15 protein-coding genes and 1 riboswitch are annotated in these 16,327 nt (G+C 63.1%); of the genes, 12 read left to right on the top strand and 3 right to left on the bottom strand.

Annotation, left to right across the window (positions count from 1 at the left end):
• Positions 1-192 precede the first annotated feature (192 nt).
• Positions 193-583, top strand: a riboswitch (cobalamin riboswitch).
• Positions 584-907: 324 nt separating this feature from the next.
• The 5 genes from cobU to AC1DIJ_RS04940 are packed head-to-tail and all read left to right on the top strand — an operon-like array spanning position 908 to position 7,665.
• Positions 908-1,420, top strand: coding sequence for a bifunctional adenosylcobinamide kinase/adenosylcobinamide-phosphate guanylyltransferase (gene cobU / locus AC1DIJ_RS04960; RefSeq protein ID WP_112387097.1), 513 nt, complete (start codon positions 908-910; stop codon positions 1,418-1,420).
• A 5-nt stretch (positions 1,421-1,425) separates the two neighbouring features.
• Positions 1,426-2,472 carry a cobalamin biosynthesis protein CobW gene (gene cobW / locus AC1DIJ_RS04955; RefSeq protein ID WP_112387098.1) on the top strand — a complete coding sequence of 349 codons (1,047 nt, stop codon included), beginning with the start codon at positions 1,426-1,428 and terminating at the stop codon, positions 2,470-2,472.
• 3 nt (positions 2,473-2,475) lie between these two features.
• A complete protein-coding gene (cobN, locus tag AC1DIJ_RS04950) occupies positions 2,476-6,588 on the top strand; it encodes a cobaltochelatase subunit CobN (RefSeq protein WP_112387099.1) in 4,113 nt (1,370 codons plus the stop codon).
• 19 nt (positions 6,589-6,607) lie between these two features.
• Positions 6,608-7,240, top strand: a complete 633-nt coding sequence (gene cobO, locus AC1DIJ_RS04945; protein ID WP_112387100.1) for a cob(I)yrinic acid a,c-diamide adenosyltransferase — start codon at positions 6,608-6,610, stop codon at positions 7,238-7,240.
• On the top strand, positions 7,240-7,665 hold the full coding sequence (locus AC1DIJ_RS04940; protein ID WP_112387101.1) for an EamA family transporter: 426 nt from the start codon (positions 7,240-7,242) through the stop codon (positions 7,663-7,665). Before cobO ends, AC1DIJ_RS04940 begins: the two co-directional genes overlap by 1 nt.
• Here the strand turns inward: AC1DIJ_RS04940 and AC1DIJ_RS04935 are convergent.
• Positions 7,662-8,459 carry a helix-turn-helix transcriptional regulator gene (locus tag AC1DIJ_RS04935; RefSeq protein ID WP_112387102.1) on the bottom strand — a complete coding sequence of 266 codons (798 nt, stop codon included), beginning with the start codon at positions 8,457-8,459 and terminating at the stop codon, positions 7,662-7,664. The two genes, AC1DIJ_RS04940 and AC1DIJ_RS04935, sit on opposite strands and share 4 nt — an antisense overlap.
• A gap of 2 nt (positions 8,460-8,461) precedes the next feature.
• Entirely contained in the window at positions 8,462-8,824 is a 363-nt protein-coding gene (locus AC1DIJ_RS04930; protein WP_112387103.1) for a nuclear transport factor 2 family protein, read from the bottom strand.
• A gap of 168 nt (positions 8,825-8,992) precedes the next feature.
• Here AC1DIJ_RS04930 and AC1DIJ_RS04925 point away from each other — a divergent pair, with 168 nt between their 5' ends.
• Positions 8,993-9,670, top strand: coding sequence for a cysteine hydrolase family protein (locus AC1DIJ_RS04925; protein ID WP_477831254.1), 678 nt, complete (start codon positions 8,993-8,995; stop codon positions 9,668-9,670).
• On the opposite strand, the gene AC1DIJ_RS04920 is transcribed toward AC1DIJ_RS04925, so the two are convergent.
• Positions 9,667-10,452, bottom strand: coding sequence for a TSUP family transporter (locus AC1DIJ_RS04920; RefSeq protein WP_112387464.1), 786 nt, complete (start codon positions 10,450-10,452; stop codon positions 9,667-9,669). The two genes, AC1DIJ_RS04925 and AC1DIJ_RS04920, sit on opposite strands and share 4 nt — an antisense overlap.
• A gap of 104 nt (positions 10,453-10,556) precedes the next feature.
• Between AC1DIJ_RS04920 and AC1DIJ_RS04915 the strand changes: the two genes are divergently transcribed.
• The 6 genes from AC1DIJ_RS04915 (at position 10,557) to cbiB (ending at position 16,302) form a co-directional block, all read left to right on the top strand.
• Entirely contained in the window at positions 10,557-10,976 is a 420-nt protein-coding gene (locus AC1DIJ_RS04915; RefSeq protein WP_112387105.1) for a cobalamin biosynthesis protein, read from the top strand.
• Positions 10,977-11,046: 70 nt separating this feature from the next.
• Positions 11,047-11,997: a nucleoside hydrolase gene (locus AC1DIJ_RS04910; RefSeq protein WP_112387106.1), complete on the top strand. Its 951-nt coding sequence runs from the start codon at positions 11,047-11,049 to the stop codon at positions 11,995-11,997.
• A 186-nt stretch (positions 11,998-12,183) separates the two neighbouring features.
• A complete protein-coding gene (cobA, locus tag AC1DIJ_RS04905) occupies positions 12,184-13,023 on the top strand; it encodes a uroporphyrinogen-III C-methyltransferase (protein ID WP_112387107.1) in 840 nt (279 codons plus the stop codon).
• Entirely contained in the window at positions 13,020-14,327 is a 1,308-nt protein-coding gene (locus tag AC1DIJ_RS04900; protein ID WP_112387108.1) for a cobyrinic acid a,c-diamide synthase CobB, read from the top strand. The genes cobA and AC1DIJ_RS04900 overlap by 4 nt, the downstream gene beginning before the upstream one ends.
• Positions 14,324-15,325 carry a threonine-phosphate decarboxylase CobD gene (gene cobD, locus AC1DIJ_RS04895; protein ID WP_112387109.1) on the top strand — a complete coding sequence of 334 codons (1,002 nt, stop codon included), beginning with the start codon at positions 14,324-14,326 and terminating at the stop codon, positions 15,323-15,325. Before AC1DIJ_RS04900 ends, cobD begins: the two co-directional genes overlap by 4 nt.
• Positions 15,322-16,302 carry an adenosylcobinamide-phosphate synthase CbiB gene (gene cbiB / locus AC1DIJ_RS04890; protein ID WP_112387110.1) on the top strand — a complete coding sequence of 327 codons (981 nt, stop codon included), beginning with the start codon at positions 15,322-15,324 and terminating at the stop codon, positions 16,300-16,302. Before cobD ends, cbiB begins: the two co-directional genes overlap by 4 nt.
• The last annotated feature ends 25 nt before the right edge of the window (positions 16,303-16,327 follow it).

Genomic DNA, 16,327 nt, shown 5'->3' with positions numbered 1-16,327 from the left:
TCAAGGAAGCGCGCGTTGTGCGCCGCATGATTTCGCGAGCAATTGCAGCAAAAGCGAGGCGACGGCAAGTGAAATTTGCACGTAAGTCAATGAATTTAATAGACTATCTGTTTGGTAGACTCAGTCGTGTTAAGACGGGGCATTTTCCATCGTGCCGGGCTCGATTGACTTCGCACTGCCGCACGCCTAACGATGAAATCAATAACGGATGGTTCCGGAGCGGTGATTGCCGCCCTGGATGAAAAGGGAATGTGACGGGGCGGACCCAAACCGGGCGTCTTCATCACAGCCGACCCCGCGACTGTAGAGCGGTCAGGGTCTTCCATCCGGTGCACCGGCACCACTGCCTGATCGCCGCATTCCGCGGCAGGGCGGTGGCTCAAGGACACCGGAAAAGCCACTGGAATGCATCGTGATCAGCAGGGGCTGGACGCCTCCATTTCTACGAATCGTCCGCCTTTTCACGAGAATGCAGCCGGGAAGGCGAGGAAGATCCGCTGGCACGATCAGGGATGGCCTTGCGCCATCCCTGTCGGGGCCTCGAACCGCGAGCCAGGAGACCTGCCAACCGTGCCGGGCGAAGAGCCCACCCAAGGGCAATCCTGTCCGCTGCCAGCACGGAGGTTGTCATGGCTGAAACGAATAGTTCGGTGCTGTTTTCAGCACGATGGAAGGGCGAGGCGCCTCGGTCTTCTGGCGTGGCGCAGGCTCCCATCTCTGCCCTCATTCCTGTGCTTGTCACAGGAATCCATTCGCCGCGCGTCTGCGCGGCGGAGAGACTTCTCCTCCAAAGCACCAGAGTCATTCACGGCGCGGACGCGCCGTGGCTGGATTCCTGTGACGAGCACAGGAATGAGGGACGTGGGTGTGGCGGACGCCAATACGCTGATGCCGGAGCCATCCTCACATGAGCAGCACCACCTTCGTGCTCGGCGGCGCCCGTTCGGGAAAATCCCGTTTCGCAGAGCAGCTGATCGCCGATAGCGGCCTCGAGCGCCACTATATCGCCACCGGGCGGGCCTGGGATGACGAGATGCGGGCGCGGATTGCCGCTCACAGGGACGATCGCGGGCCATCCTGGACGACGCATGAGGAGCCGCTGCAGCTTGTCGAATGCCTGTCGGCCATCGACGGTGAGGGGCGGGCGATCCTTGTCGATTGCCTGACGCTCTGGGTCACCAATCTGATGATGGGGGAGCGGGACATGGCGGCGGAATCGGCTGCCCTTGCAGCCTGGCTGCCGAAGGCCAGGGCTCGGATCGTGCTTGTTTCCAATGAAGTCGGCCTCGGGATCGTGCCCGAGAACCGGATGGCGCGGGATTTCCGCGATCATGCGGGGCGGCTGCACCAGATGATCGCGGCCGCTGCCGCGGACGTGTATTTTATCGCGGCCGGACTGCCGCTGAAAATGAAGGGTTGAAATTTATGAACCAGAAGATTCCTGCAACCGTGATCACCGGCTTTCTCGGCGCGGGCAAGACGACGATGATCCGCAACCTACTTTCCAACACCGGCGGCAAGAAGATCGCGCTGATCATCAATGAATTCGGCGATCTCGGCGTCGATGGCGACGTGCTGAAGGGCTGCGGCGCGGAGAACTGCACCGAGGATGATATCATCGAGCTCACCAACGGCTGCATCTGCTGCACCGTTGCCGACGATTTCATCCCGACGATGACCAAGCTGCTCGAGCGCGAGCAGCGCCCTGATCATATCGTCATCGAGACATCGGGCCTGGCGCTGCCGCAGCCGCTGGTCGCCGCCTTCAACTGGCCCGATATCCGCAGCGAAGTCACCGTCGATGGCGTGATCACCGTCGTCGATAGCGCAGCCGTTGCCGCCGGACGTTTCGCCGACGATCACGATGCCGTCGATGCGCGCCGCGCCGAAGACGAGTCGCTCGATCACGAGAGCCCGATCGAGGAGCTGTTCGAGGATCAGCTGACCTGCGCCGATCTGATTGTGCTCAACAAGACGGACTTGCTGGATGCCGCAGGCATTATCCGCGTCCGTGACGAAGTGGCGTCGCGCATTTCGCGGAAGCCTGCGCTGATCGAGGCGAAGAACGGCGACGTTCCGGCAAGCGTCTTGCTCGGCCTCGGCGTGGGTACCGAGGAAGATATTGCCAACCGTAAGTCCCATCACGAGCTGGAGCATGAGGACGGCACGCCGCATGACCATGACGAGTTCGACAGCTTCGTCGTCGAGCTCGGCGCGATTGCCGATACCGCCGGTTTCATCGAGAAGCTGAAGGGCGTGATTGCAGAGCACGACGTGCTGCGCCTGAAGGGCTTTGCCGCAGTTGAGGGCAAGCCGATGCGCCTGCAGATCCAGGCTGTCGGCAGCCGTATCGACCAGTATTTCGACCGTGCCTGGGCTACCGGCGAAACGCGCGGCACGCGTCTCGTCGTTATCGGCCTGCATGACATGGATGAAGCGGCCGTGCGCAAGGCCATCGAGGCACTCGTCTGATCCATGCATCTGCTTCTCGCCCAGAAAGGAACAATTAGCGACGGTGACGAGGCCATCGATCTTGGCCAGTCGCCCGGCGATATCCTGTTCCTGTCTGCGGCGGATACGGAGCTTGCGGCCATCGCCGCCGCCCACGGACAGGGCGGCGGTTCACCGCTGACGCTTCGTCTTGCCAGCCTGATGAGCCTCAAGCATCCGATGTCGGTCGATGCCTATGTCGAGCGGACCGCGCGGCACGCAAGGATCATCATTGTCCGCGCACTCGGTGGCGCCAGCTATTTTCACTATGCGCTGGAGGCTCTCCATACCTGCGCGGCGCGGCACGGTGCACGGATTGCCGTTCTGCCCGGGGATTCCAAGCCGGATGCGGGGCTGACGCCGTTTTCCAATGTGGCGCTCGACGATCTCAATGCGCTGTGGGCTTACCTGATCGAGGGCGGCGACGCGAATTCGCGGCGGCTGCTGGATTATGCGGCGGCGATGCTGTCGGGTGGTGAAAAGCCCGGTGCGGCTGCGCCGCTGATGAAGGCCGGGATATGGTGGCCGGGGCGGGGAGTCGTTGGGGTTGAGGAGTGGGGAGTGTTGTCTGCGGCGATGCTGCGGAACGGGGCACCCCCCTCTGTCCTGCCGGACATCTCCCCCTCAAGGGGGGAGATTGGCTGGGCGGACCCGCTCGCTACGACCTCGATTGTTTTGCGAGATGCCAACAACGAGTCAATCTCCCCACCTGTGGGGGAGATGTCCGGCAGGACAGAGGGGGGCGAGCTTGCTGCGACGGAGGAGGTGGGATCCGAACCCATCGCCGCCATCAGCTTCTACCGAGCCCTGGTCCAGAGCGGCGAGACCGCACCGGTCGAGGCGATGATCGAGGCCCTGGCGGCGGAAGGTCTCCGGCCGCTGCCGGTGTTTGCCTACAGCCTGAAAGACCCGGTCTCCAAGGGCATCATCGACAGCATTTTTGATCAGGCGCCTCCTGATGTCGTGGTCAACACGACGGGCTTTGCGGTGTCCGCGCCGGGTGCTCAGCGTGAACCGACCGTGCTGGAAAAAAGCGGCGCCGTGGTGCTGCAGGCAATCCTGTCTGCCTCGTCGCGCGAGGCGTGGGCCGGGTCATCGCAGGGGCTGTCGGCGCGCGATCTCGGGATGAACGTCGCGCTGCCCGAAGTCGATGGGCGGGTTCTGGCCCGTGCCGTCTCGTTCAAGTCGGCAGCGCGCTATGATGCTGCTGTCGAGGCGAATATCGTTACCAGCCAGCCTGATGAAGGGCGGATGCGTTATACGGCGAGGCTTGCCGCCGGCTGGGCGCGGCTACGGCGAAAACCAGCAGAGAAGCGGCGTGTGGCGCTGGTGCTCGCCAACTATCCGAACCGCGACGGGCGCCTCGGGAACGGCGTAGGCCTCGATACGCCTGCGGGTACCGTCGAGGTGCTGAAGGCGATGCGCGGGGCGGGCTACGATGTCGCGGATTTCCCTGATGATGGCGATGCGCTGATCCGCCATCTCTCGGAGGGGCCGACGAATTCCGGGCGTGACGGAAAGGTGATCCGCGAAACGCTTTCCATGAGTCGATACAAGGCGTTCTTCGCGTCTCTTCCGAAAAAGATTCAAGACGAGATGACGGCGCGCTGGGGCGTGCCGGAGGGCGATCCCTATGTTGTGGATGGTGACTTTGCTTTGCCATTCACGCGGTTCGGCAATGTGCTCGCCGGTATCCAGCCGGCCCGCGGCTACAATATCGATCCGAAGGAAAGCTACCATTCGCCCGATCTCGTGCCGCCGCACGGGTATCTCGCCTTCTATGCTTTCCTGCGCCAGGAATTCGGCGCCGATGCGGTTGTTCACATGGGCAAGCATGGCAATCTCGAATGGCTGCCGGGCAAGGCGCTGGCGCTTTCGGAGGAGTGCTATCCGGAGGCGATCCTCGGGCCGCTGCCGCATCTCTATCCTTTCATTGTCAACGATCCCGGCGAGGGCACGCAGGCCAAGCGCCGGACGGCTGCCGTCATCATCGACCACCTGACGCCGCCGCTGACGCGGGCCGAAACCTATGGCCCGCTGAAGGATCTGGAGGCGCTGGTCGACGAATATTACGAGGCATCCGGCAGCGATCCGCGCCGTATCCGGCTGCTGTCGAAGCAGATCCTCGATCTGGTCGCCGATATCGGCCTCGACAGCGATGCCGGGATTGCCAAGGGCGAGACCGAGGATGAGGCGCTGAAGAAGCTCGATGCCTATCTCTGCGATCTCAAGGAAATGCAGATCCGGGATGGGTTGCATGTGTTCGGCGTGTCGCCGGAGGGGCGGTTGCTGACGGATCTGACCGTGGCGCTGGCGCGGGTGCCGCGCGGGCTTGGCGAGGGCGGGGATCAGAGTTTGCAGCGGGCGATTGCTGGGGATTTGGAGTTGGTGGGTGCCGTACCCCTCTCTGTCCTGCCGGACATCTCCCCCTCAAGGGGGGAGGTCGGCTCGGCGGAACCGCTCGCTTCCACCTCAATTGTTTTGCGAGATGCCAACCACGAGTCGATCTCCCCCCTTGAGGGGGAGATGCCTGGCAAGGCAGAGGGGGGTAACCCGCATACAAGCGCCAAATTCGATCCCCTCGACTGCAACATGGCCGCCCCCTGGAACGGTCCACGTCCGGACATTCTCGGTGACATCCTAGACGCCCCCTGGCGCACAAATGGCGACACCGTCGAACGCATCGAACTGCTGGCCGCCAAGCTCGTCTCCGCCGAAATCGAATGCCCGGCCGACTGGCCCCAAACCAGATCCGTCCTTACAGAGATCGAAACCCGGCTAAAACCCTCGATTCTCGCCTGCGGAGCCGCCGAGATTTCGGCGCTCCTCACCGGCCTCGACGGCCGTTTCGTCGCTCCCGGTCCCTCCGGCGCTCCGACGCGCGGGCGGCCTGATGTGCTGCCGACGGGGCGGAACTTCTATTCCGTTGACAGCCGCGCGGTGCCGACGCCTGCAGCCTATGAACTCGGCAAGAAATCGGCGGAGCTGCTGGTCCGCCGCTATGTGCAGGATCACGGCGAGTGGCCGGTTTCCTTCGGGCTGACGGCCTGGGGCACGTCCAACATGCGCACCGGCGGCGATGATATCGCCCAGGCGCTGGCGCTGATCGGCGTCAAGCCGGTCTGGGAGATGACCTCGCGCCGCGTCACCGGCTATGAAATCATCCCGCCCGCGATGCTCAGACGTCCGCGGGTCGATGTGACGCTCCGGATTTCAGGTTTTTTCCGTGACGCCTTTCCGGAACAGATCGCGCTGTTCGACAAGGCGATCCGCGCAGTCGGCGCTCTGGATGAGGATGCGGCGGATAATCCGATTGCCGAGCGGATGCGCGGCGAGGCGGCGCGGCTTGCGGCGTCCGGCATGGATCAGGCGTCGGCGGCCAAACGTGCCGGATATCGCATCTTCGGCTCAAAGCCGGGCGCTTACGGCGCGGGGCTGCAGGCGCTGATCGACGAGAAGGGCTGGGAGCGGCGCGCTGATCTGGCCGAAGCCTATCTCGTCTGGGGAAGCTATGCCTATGGCGCGGCCGAGGAAGGCCGGGCCGAGCGCGGCATCTTCGAGGAGCGGCTGCGCTCCATCCAGGCGGTGGTGCAAAACCAGGACAACCGCGAGCACGATCTGCTCGACAGCGACGATTACTATCAGTTCGAGGGCGGAATGGCGGCGGCAGCGGAGCATGTCGGCGGTGTGCGTCCTTACATCTATCACAACGACCATTCGCGGCCGGAAAAGCCGGTGATCCGTTCGCTGGAGGAAGAGATCGGCCGTGTGGTGCGCGGGCGCGTCGTCAATCCGAAATGGATCGATGGCGTGATGCGCCATGGATACAAGGGTGCCTTTGAGATCGCCGCCACGGTCGATTATCTCTTTGCCTTTGCGGCAACGACGGGAGCCGTCGGCAACCATCATTTCGAAGCCGTCTACCAGGCCTTCGTCGCCGATCCCAAGGTGCGTGATTTCATGGCGGAGAAGAACCCGGCCGCTCTCGAAGAGATGAAGGAGCGGCTGATGGAGGCGATCGACCGGCATCTCTGGACGCCACGCAGCAATTCGGCGCGCTTCGATCTGGCGCCATCATACCATAAACAGACAGCATGACATTTCATCAGGAAAGACAATGAGCGAAGAACCAGTAGACACCGCCGAAAAGGACGATGCGCGCCACAACGAGAAGATGGCCAAGAAGAAGGCCGCGCGCGGCAAGATCATGGCCACCAAGACGGACGAGAAGGGCCTGATCATCGTTCACACCGGCAAGGGCAAGGGCAAGTCGTCCTCCGCCTTCGGCATGATCTTCCGCCATATCGCCCATGGCAAGCCGTCGGCCGTCGTCCAGTTCATCAAGGGCGCCATGTGGACCGGCGAGCGTGATCTGATCGAGAAGCATTTTTCCGATATCTGCCAGTTCTACACGATGGGTGAAGGCTTCACCTGGGAGACGCAGGACCGCGCCCGCGACGTGGCGGCGGCAACAGCGGCCTGGGAAAAGGCCAAGGAGCTGATCCGCGACGAGCGCAATTCCATGGTGCTCCTCGACGAGATCAATATCGCGCTGCGCTACGATTATCTGGATGTGAACGAAGTGGTCGCATTCCTGAAGGCCGAAAAGCCGTATATGACTCACGTCGTGCTGACCGGCCGCAATGCCAAGGACGAACTGATCGAAATCGCTGATCTCGTGACCGAGATGGAGCTGATCAAGCATCCGTTCCGCTCCGGCATCAAGGGGCAGCCGGGCGTGGAGTTCTGATGGCGCAAAGCTGGATATTCTGGGCGTTTCTGTCGGCAGCCTTTGCGGCGCTGACGGCGATCTTTGCGAAAATAGGTGTGGCTGGCGTCAACTCGGATCTGGCGACGCTGATCCGCACGGTGGTCATCATCGCCATTCTGGCCGGTATCGTCACCGCCACCGGCCAGTGGCAGCCGCTTTCCAGCATATCCGGCAAGACTTGGCTGTTCTTGGCTTTGTCAGGTGCCGCGACGGGCGCATCATGGCTCGCCTATTTCCGGGCATTGAAACTCGGTGATGCGGCGCGCGTGGCACCGATCGACAAGCTGTCGATCGTGCTCGTCGCCGTCTTTGGCGTCGTCTTCCTCGGCGAAAAGCTTGGGCTGGTAAACTGGCTCGGCGTGGTGATGATCGCCGGCGGGGCGCTGCTGCTGGCGCTGTTCTAGCCGTTCGCCAGCTTTCGCAGGATTGCGGCCGTTTCCTCGTTGGCGGGGAAGAAGGATTCGATCGCCAGCTCGGAGAGCGTGACATCGACAGGCGTGCCGAACACGGTGGTGGTCGAAATCAGCGATAGCGTGCCTGCAGAAGTGCGCAGCCGTAGCGGTACGGCGATCCCTGCATAATCGTGCTTTGTCTCATCCGCCGGGTTGCCGCCAGGAGAAAGCTCCTGCAATTCCCTGAGAAGTGCGCCGAGGATCGGGTCGCCCGAGGTGTCGATCTGCTGGCGAAGCCGCTCGAGAAGGTGCGCGCGCCATTCGGCGAGATTGACGATATGAGGTGCCAGTCCTCCCGGATGCAGGCTGAGGCGCAGGACGTTTACCTCGCCTTCGAGCAGGCCTTTCTCAGTGATATCCGCGAGCAGCGGTGCGATCGCCGCATTGGCGGCAACCAGCGTCCAGTGCCTGTCGATCGCAAGTGCCGGAAAGGGCTCTTGCGCTTTCAGGACCATGTCGACAGCCAGTCTTGCCGGTTTCAGCGCCGGGTCGTCCAACGAGCGTTCGGCAAAGAGCGGCGCATAGCCGGCGGAGAGCAGCATCGGATTGCGTTCGCGAAGGGGAACGCCGAGCCGTTCTGCCAGATGTAGCAGCATGTCGCGGCTCGGCGTCGCGCGCCCGCTCTCGATGAAGCTCAGGTGCCTCTGCGAAATCTCCGCTTCGAGGGCAAGATCGAGCTGGCTCATGCGGCGGAGCTTGCGCCAGTCGCGGAGGTGGTCACCGAGGGAGCGGGCTGAGGTCATCATCGTCAGGCTTCCGGAACGAGGTCGAGGAAACCGTGTACGGCCTTCAGGCGTCCGCCTTCAAGCAGGGCGAAGTCCGTTCCCTTGATAATCGCCTCGCTGCCGTCGGGGCCGAGACCCCAGGAGAAGCGCAGATTGTTGCCATGGCCATCGGCGGCGCCGATCAGATTGAAGCGGAAACCAGGGAAGCGGGTCTGTACGGCATCGACCAGTGCGTTGATCTGCTCGTGACCCTCGCCGCGCATCAGGGGATCGATATAGGTGGCGTTTTCGGCCCAGCTTTCGGCGATCAGCGCGCGGCGGCGGTCTGCATCCTCCTCGTTCCAGATGGCGATGTAGCGTTCGGCAGTGTTGCTCGCGTCGGTCATGTCATGTCTCCTTTGATCGCCCGGTTCGTCCAGGCATCGCGATCATCGGCAAACGCCGTTCGCTCATCAATTACGCGAGAGGTAATCAAGCTCGCGGCTTGGTGATTTGACAGTGCCGTCATCCGCCGGAAGGCTTGGCAATCGATTTCGAAGATGGAGGACGGCCTGATGACATCGCTTTCGGCATATGCGGCACGGGTGGCACAACTGGCGCTTCTGGCATCCGCGCTCGGCTGGTCTTCCGCGTATGCGGCAACCGTTGTCGACGAGTGGAAGAAGATCAAGGCTCCGCCAGCACCGAAGCTCGGCGAGGTGACCGTCGATCCGTCGACGACGGCGCTGCTGCTGCTCGATTTCAATGGGGCGCAGAACCCGGACAAGGGGCCGTGCAACACCAAGGTCAAGCCGCGCTGCATTGCGGAACTGCCGCATGTGGCGAAGCTGATGAAGGAGGCGCGCGATAGCGGGACGCCAGTCGTCTACAGCATCACCTCGAATGCGGCACCTGAAGATATCGCAACGGTGCTCGCGCCCAAGGATGGCGATCCGATCGTGAAGTCAGGCGCCAACAAGTTCATCAATACCGATCTCGAAAAGATCCTCACCGACCGGCATATCAAGACGGTCATCATCACCGGCACGGCTTCGGAGGGGGCGGTTCTCAATACGGCTGCTTATGCGGCGCTGAAGGGCATGGATGTGGTGCTGCCCGTCGATGGCATGTCGTCCACCGATCCCTATGCGGAGCAATATGTCACCTGGCATTTCGCCAATGCGCCCGGTGTTTCGGCGAAGACGAAGCTGACGAAGATCGATGCGATCAAATTCGGTAAGGCGCCGGGCTAGACGCCCAGCCAGACGCGCAGCGGATTGGCCGGGTCGGCGATCAGCTTGATCGCGAAGGCGATGCAGACGACGACCAGCAGCGGCTTGATGAGCTTGGCGCCGGTGCGCATGGCAAGGCGAGAGCCGACCTGCGCGCCGAGGAACTGGCAGACACCCATCATCAGCCCGATCGTCCAGAGCGTCGCGCCGAAGGAGGCGAAGACGATGAGGGCGCCGATATTCGAGCCGAGGTTCAGAAGCTTGGTATGCGCCGTCGCCTTCAGCATGCCGAAACCGGCAAGGGTGACGAAGGAGAGCATGAAGAAAGAGCCGGTGCCGGGGCCGAAGACGCCATCGTAAAAGCCGATCAGCGGCACGAAGGTCATGCCGAAGGCGAAGGGCGTGATGCGGCGATGGGTGTCGAGGTCATTGAGATTGGGCTTGAAGGCGAAGTAGAGCGCGATCGCGACCAGCAGAACCGGCATCAGGGCGCGCAGCACGTCGCCGGGCACGATGGTTGCCAGCGCCGCGCCAAGCGCGCCGCCCATCACGGCCATCATCGCCATCGGCAGCTGTTCGCGAAGGTTCACATGGCCCTTGCGGGAATAGGCGAGTGTCGCGGAGGCGGCGCCGAACATCGACTGCACCTTGTTGGTCCCCAGCGTCTGCAGCGGCGGAATGCCTGATATCAGCATGGCGGGAACGGTGATCAGCCCGCCGCCACCGGCGATCGAATCGACGAAGCCTGCGCAGAAGGCGGCGAGGCAGAGAAGGGCGAGGAGATGAGGGGCAATATCGGACACGGCGGGACTCTGTGGGCAGGCGGGAGAAAGCGGCGCCATGTTGCATTTCCCGCACTCGCCTGCAATGGCTGCGGAGACACAGTCTGCCCTTTCAGGTTCATGCAATGCCGTCCTTCGCCGCCGACAGATCGAAATCATACGTGCTTGGCCTTGGCTGCGAGCGGGGAACGCCGGTGGAGGAAGTGCGGACACTGGCGAAGCGAGCCATGGAGCTTGCCGGGATCGGACCGGGCGAGCTTGCGGCCATTGCCTCGATCGGCAGCCGTTCGGGGGAGCCTGCAATCCTGACGCTGTCGCAGGAATTTCAAATCACGCCGGTCTTCTTTGCTGCCGCGCGCCTGGAGCAGGAGACGCCGCGTCTCAAGAACCCTTCGGCCGCCGTCTTTGCCCTTGTCGGTTGCCACGGCGTTGCCGAGTCGGCGGCGCTGGCTGCTGCGGGAGGAGCGGCGGAGTTGTTGGTGCCGAAGATCAAATCTGCTCATGCCACGGCCGCCATCGCGCGCGTCCTGTTGCAGAAAGAATAGGCGGCGCTATGGTGTCGGCCACCTCGCGGGGATCCCCGGATTTCTGCGGCGAGAATGAGAAGGATATTTCATGCACAAGGTCATTTATGACACGGACCCCGGCGTCGATGATGCGATGGCGCTCCTCTTCCTGCACCGTCACCCCGACATCGATCTGATCGGCATCACCACGATCTTCGGCAATGCCTCGATCGAGACGACGACCCGCAACGCATTGTTCCTGAAGCGCGAATGGAACATCGCCGCACCCGTTGCCAAGGGCGCGAACGTTACGTTCGATCCCTCGCGCAAGGAAATCGGCTGGCCGACCTTCGTGCATGGCGATGACGGTCTCGGCAATATCGGCGTGCCCGCGACGATCGATCTTCCCACCGATCCGCGTCCGGCGCATCGCTTCATTATCGAGACGGTGCGGGCCAATCCGGGCGAGGTGACGCTGGTTGCCGTCGGCCGTATGACCAATCTAGCGCTGGCGCTGAAAGAAGATCCTGAGATCGCCAAGCTGGTGAAGCAGGTCGTTATAATGGGCGGCAATTTCTATGTGCCGGGCAACGTCTCGCCGGTCGCCGAAGCCAATATCCATGGCGATCCGGAAGCCGCCGATGTGGTCATGACGGCGCCGTGGAAGGTCGCGGTCATCGGCCTCGACGTCACGGCGATCACGACGATGAGCCGCAGCTATCTGAAGGCCGCCGCCGATAAGGGCGATGCGGCGGTGAAGCTGCTGAACGACCTCTCGCAGTTCTATATCGATTTCTACAAGCATGCGGTCGAAGACGGCATGATGGTGCATGACAGCTGCGCCGCGGTTTATGTCGTAGCGCCGGAGCTGTTCACGACGGTGACGGGCGCGGTGCGCGTCGTCTGCGGCGGCATTGCCGACGGCCAGACGATTGTCAAGCCGGATGGGCGCCGCTTCCCGCCGGGCGACTGGGACAATCTGCCGAGCCAGATCGTCTGCACCGGCATCCAGTCGGAAAAGGTCGTCGATCTGATCCGGGATACGCTTCTGCGAGCCTGATACAGCCAACGACCGGGCGGTTTCCGCCCGGTTCGACTTTGCCGAGTCCTATCAATTCGATCCGGCTGTTTCCTCAGATTTCGAGTCCGGTTGCTCTCAAATTGAGTCGGCGGTGAAACGGCAATCGGTAATTGCCGGCGTTTCGCCGCCGTTGACCTCGCCAAGCGGCGGGCATAGACCACCCTTATGATCGAGAATGCATTCGCCCATTTGCCGGTATTGGAGCCGGGAACCGTCTGGCTCGTCGGCGCCGGTCCCGGTGATCCCGGGCTGTTGACGCTGCTTGCCGCGAAGGGGCTTTCGGAGGCCGACGTCGTCGTTCACGACGCGCTGGTCAACGAGGAATGTCTGAAGCTGGCCCGGCCGGATGCCGCCCTCGAATATGCCGGAAAGCGCGGCGGCAAGCCGTCGGCCAAGCAGCGTGATATCTCGCTGCGTCTAGTCGAGCTGGCGCGTTCGGGCAAGCGGGTTCTACGGCTGAAAGGCGGCGATCCCTTCGTCTTCGGACGCGGCGGCGAAGAGGCGCTGACGCTGGTCGAGCACGACGTCCCGTTCCGCATCGTACCCGGCATTACCGCTGGGATCGGCGGGCTTGCCTATGCCGGCATCCCGGTCACCCATCGGGATATCAATCACGCGGTCACATTCCTGACGGGACATGATTCTTCGGGCATCGTTCCTGACGCGATCAACTGGGGTGCGATCGGCCGCGGCTCGCCTGTGATCGTCATGTATATGGCGATGAAGCATATCGCGCAGATCAGCGCGTCCCTGATCGCGGCCGGGCGCCGCGCCGACGAGCCGGTGGCCTTCGTCTGCAATGCAGCCACCAGCGGCCAGCAGGTGCTGGAAACGACGCTCGGTGAAGCTGTCGCAGCGGTCGAAGCCTCTGGGCTGGAGCCGCCGGCGATCGTGGTTGTCGGTGAAGTGGTGCGGCTGCGGTCTTCGCTCGATTGGCTCGGCGCGTTGGCTGGACGCCGCCTGCAGCCCGATCCGTTCAGGCAAGGCGGAAAGGAGACGGCATGAGCGGCCTTCTCATTGCGGCCCCGTCCTCCGGTTCGGGCAAAACAACGATAACGCTCGGCCTCTTACGCGCCTTAAGAAACCGCGGCGTGGCGGTGGCGCCCGGCAAGGCGGGCCCTGATTATATCGATCCGGCCTTTCATGCGGCGGCCAGCGGGACGCCGTGCCTCAATTTCGACCCTTGGGCGATGCGCCGCGAGCTGATTTCGGCCAATGCCGCGATCCACCGGCAGGGCGACCGCACCCTGATCATCGAAGCGATGATGGGGCTGTTCGATGGCGCGGCTGACGGGAAGGGAACGGCTGCCGATCTGGCGGCCATGCTCGGGCTCTCCGTTATCCTGGTTGTCGATGCCTCGCGCATGTCGCAGTCGGTTGCGCCTCTGGTCAGCGGTTTTGCGAGTTTCCGCGCGGATGTCCGCATTGCCGGTGTCATTCTCAATAAGGTCGGCAGCGAGCGGCATGAGATGATGTTGCGTCAGGCGCTGGATGCCATTCGCATGCCTGTGGTCGCCGTCATTCGCAGCGACAAGACGCTGGCATTGCCTGAGCGGCATCTGGGGCTGGTGCAGGCAGGTGAGCATGCAAGTCTGGAAGCCTTTATCGATCATGCGGCCGAAGCCGTCTCGGATGAGTGCAATTTCGAGTTCCTGCTGCGGATCGCCCGTCAGGGGCTGAACGTCGCCTCGACCGCCAACATTCGACGTCTGCCGCCGTTGGGACGCAAGATCGCCGTCGCCCGCGATATCGCCTTTGCCTTTTGCTACGAACACATGCTGCTCGGCTGGCGCCGCCGCGGCGCGGAGATTTCATTCTTCTCGCCGCTCGCCGATGAGGCACCCGCCGATGATGCCGATGCGATCTATCTGCCGGGCGGCTATCCCGAGCTCAATGCCGGTGCCATTGCGGCGGCCTCGAACTTCAAGAGCGGCATGACCGATGCGGCCGCGCGGGGTACGCGGATTTATGGCGAATGCGGGGGCTACATGACGCTCGGTGAAGGGCTGATCGATGCCGAAGGCATCCGCCACGAGATGCTCGGATTGCTGCCGCTGGTGACGAGCTACGAGCAGCGCGGCCGCCATCTCGGCTACCGGCGCGTCCGTCCCATCGGCGAGGCTTTCTTCGAGCAGCCGATGACGGGGCATGAGTTTCACTATTCGAATGTGGTTTCGGAGGGCGAGGGCGAGCGGCTTTTCGATGTCACAGATGCGCTTGGCGCAGATCTTGGCCAGGCCGGGCTTCGCCGTGGCCAGGTCGCAGGCTCCTATATGCACATGATCGATCTTGCCGGGGAGCCGGCATGAGCGGTCCGATCGTGCATGGCGGCGGCATCACCGCCGCGGCCGCCGAATTCGGCGGGCGGCCGGAGGACTGGCTGGATCTGTCGACGGGCATCAATCCTTGTCCGGTTTCGCTTCCGGTGATCCCGCCTGCTGTCTGGCATCGGCTGCCTGACAGGCATCTGGTGCAATCGGCCGTGGAAGCGGCGCGGGACTATTATCGCAGCGGACTGCTTTCTCCACTGCCGGTTCCTGGCACCCAATCCGTCATCCAGCTCCTGCCACGGCTGCTCGAGCGCGAGAGCCGCGTGGCGATCGTTTCGCCGACCTACGGCGAATACGAGAAAGCCTTCGCTAATGCCGGGTGCCGGGTCGACCAGATCGCCGGGCTTGGTGGGATCGGCGAGGGGCATCGACTGGTCGTCGCCGTCAATCCGAACAATCCGGACGCCAGGCTGCATGATCGTGACCGGCTGATTGCCGTTCATGATGTGCTGAAGGCGAGGGGCGGGTATCTTGTGGTTGATGAGGCCTTCGGCGATGCTGATCCTGAAGCGAGCCTGGTGCCGCTGGCGGACGGGCTTTCGAACCTCATCATCTTCCGTTCCTTCGGAAAATTCTTCGGGCTGGCGGGCCTGCGCCTCGGCTTCGTGATCGCGCGCGACGATATTCGGGCCTGCTTCGAGGATTGGCTTGGTCCCTGGGCGGTTTCCGGCCCGGCGCTCTCGTTGGCCGCATCGCTGCTGCGCGCCGATCCGGCGCCTATTGCTGCCGGGATCGCCGAGCGCAGTGCGGCGCTGAACGCCGTTCTTCAGGGTGCCGGTCTGACGATTGCCGGTAACGCAGCCTTGTTCATGCTGGTCGAAGACAAACGTGCGGCAGCCCTCTATACGCATCTCTGCCGGCATCACATTCTGGTCCGCAGGTTCGACTACGCGCCCAGTTGGCTGCGCTTCGGACTTGGGCCGGACAGTCTGGCTGACCAAAGACTTGCAGCCGCGCTTGAGAGTTTTGACGCATGACGATCGACGAACATCTTCTGGTTCTTCTGCTGGCCCTGCTTCTCGACCGGATCGCCGGCGACCCCGATTGGCTCTGGTCGCGCGTTCCGCATCCGGTCGTCTTGTTCGGCAAGGCGATCTCCTATTTCGACCGCACCTATAACAGCGAGACGCTGACCCGGCCCGAGCGGCGTCTGAACGGAACGGCGTCGATTGCCGCCCTGCTGTTCGGCAGCGCCGTTGCCGGGCTGCTCCTGCACTGGTTCTTCGAGCTGTTCGGGATGATCGGCATCGTCCTCGAAGTCGTCTGCGTTGCCATCTTCATGGCGCAGAAGAGCCTGGCGGATCACGTTTCCGATGTCGCGGACGCGCTTCGGGCGGAAGGAATTGCCGGTGGGCGCAGAGCGGTCTCGCGCATCGTCGGCCGTGATCCCGAAACTCTCGACGAGCCCGGCATCTGTCGCGCGGCGATCGAGAGCCTGGCGGAAAACTTTTCCGATGGCGTGGTCGCACCGGCACTCTGGTATGCGGTGCTCGGTCTCCCGGGCCTCCTCATCTACAAGATGCTCAATACGGCCGACTCGATGATCGGCCACAAGTCGGATCGCTATATCGACTTCGGCTGGGCGTCGGCCCGTCTTGACGATATCGCCAACTGGCCGGCGGCAAGGCTCTCGATCCTGCTCATCGCTGCGGGCGCCTGGCTGCGCCGTGGCGCGCGCGCCTGCCGCGAGGCGGTTCAGGTGGCGATCCGTGACGGCGGGTTGCACCGTTCGCCGAATTCCGGCCGTCCGGAGGCAGCAATGGCGGGCGCGCTCGACGTTCAGCTGGCCGGTCCGCGCGTTTATTCCGGTATCGTCGTCAGCGAACCGATGATCAACGGCGCCGGACGCGACACAGCGACAGTCAAGGATGTCGAAGACGGCGTTCTCGTCTTCAACGGCGCCTGCATGATTCTCTCGATTTCCGTCTTCGTGGCGTTCCTTTTCCTGCTTTGACAGCATTGCTGGCAATAGACAAAGT

The sequence above is a fragment of the Rhizobium sp. 10N427 genome, assembly GCF_056394605.1.
Note: the sequence above shows the minus strand (reverse complement) of the source record. Positions and strands in the feature narration are given on the sequence as shown.

Coding starts and splice junctions, on each gene's coding strand:
- AC1DIJ_RS04925 (WP_477831254.1), top strand. CDS start 8,993: ATGACATCGCTTTCGGCATATGCGGCACGGGTGGCACAACTGGCGCTT.
- AC1DIJ_RS04910 (WP_112387106.1), top strand. CDS start 11,047: ATGCACAAGGTCATTTATGACACGGACCCCGGCGTCGATGATGCGATG.
- cobN (WP_112387099.1), top strand. CDS start 2,476: ATGCATCTGCTTCTCGCCCAGAAAGGAACAATTAGCGACGGTGACGAG.
- cobU (WP_112387097.1), top strand. CDS start 908: ATGAGCAGCACCACCTTCGTGCTCGGCGGCGCCCGTTCGGGAAAATCC.
- AC1DIJ_RS04940 (WP_112387101.1), top strand. CDS start 7,240: ATGGCGCAAAGCTGGATATTCTGGGCGTTTCTGTCGGCAGCCTTTGCG.
- AC1DIJ_RS04915 (WP_112387105.1), top strand. CDS start 10,557: ATGCCGTCCTTCGCCGCCGACAGATCGAAATCATACGTGCTTGGCCTT.
- AC1DIJ_RS04930 (WP_112387103.1), bottom strand. CDS start 8,824: ATGACCGACGCGAGCAACACTGCCGAACGCTACATCGCCATCTGGAAC.
- cobW (WP_112387098.1), top strand. CDS start 1,426: ATGAACCAGAAGATTCCTGCAACCGTGATCACCGGCTTTCTCGGCGCG.
- AC1DIJ_RS04935 (WP_112387102.1), bottom strand. CDS start 8,459: ATGATGACCTCAGCCCGCTCCCTCGGTGACCACCTCCGCGACTGGCGC.
- cbiB (WP_112387110.1), top strand. CDS start 15,322: ATGACGATCGACGAACATCTTCTGGTTCTTCTGCTGGCCCTGCTTCTC.
- cobA (WP_112387107.1), top strand. CDS start 12,184: ATGATCGAGAATGCATTCGCCCATTTGCCGGTATTGGAGCCGGGAACC.
- AC1DIJ_RS04900 (WP_112387108.1), top strand. CDS start 13,020: ATGAGCGGCCTTCTCATTGCGGCCCCGTCCTCCGGTTCGGGCAAAACA.
- cobD (WP_112387109.1), top strand. CDS start 14,324: ATGAGCGGTCCGATCGTGCATGGCGGCGGCATCACCGCCGCGGCCGCC.
- cobO (WP_112387100.1), top strand. CDS start 6,608: ATGAGCGAAGAACCAGTAGACACCGCCGAAAAGGACGATGCGCGCCAC.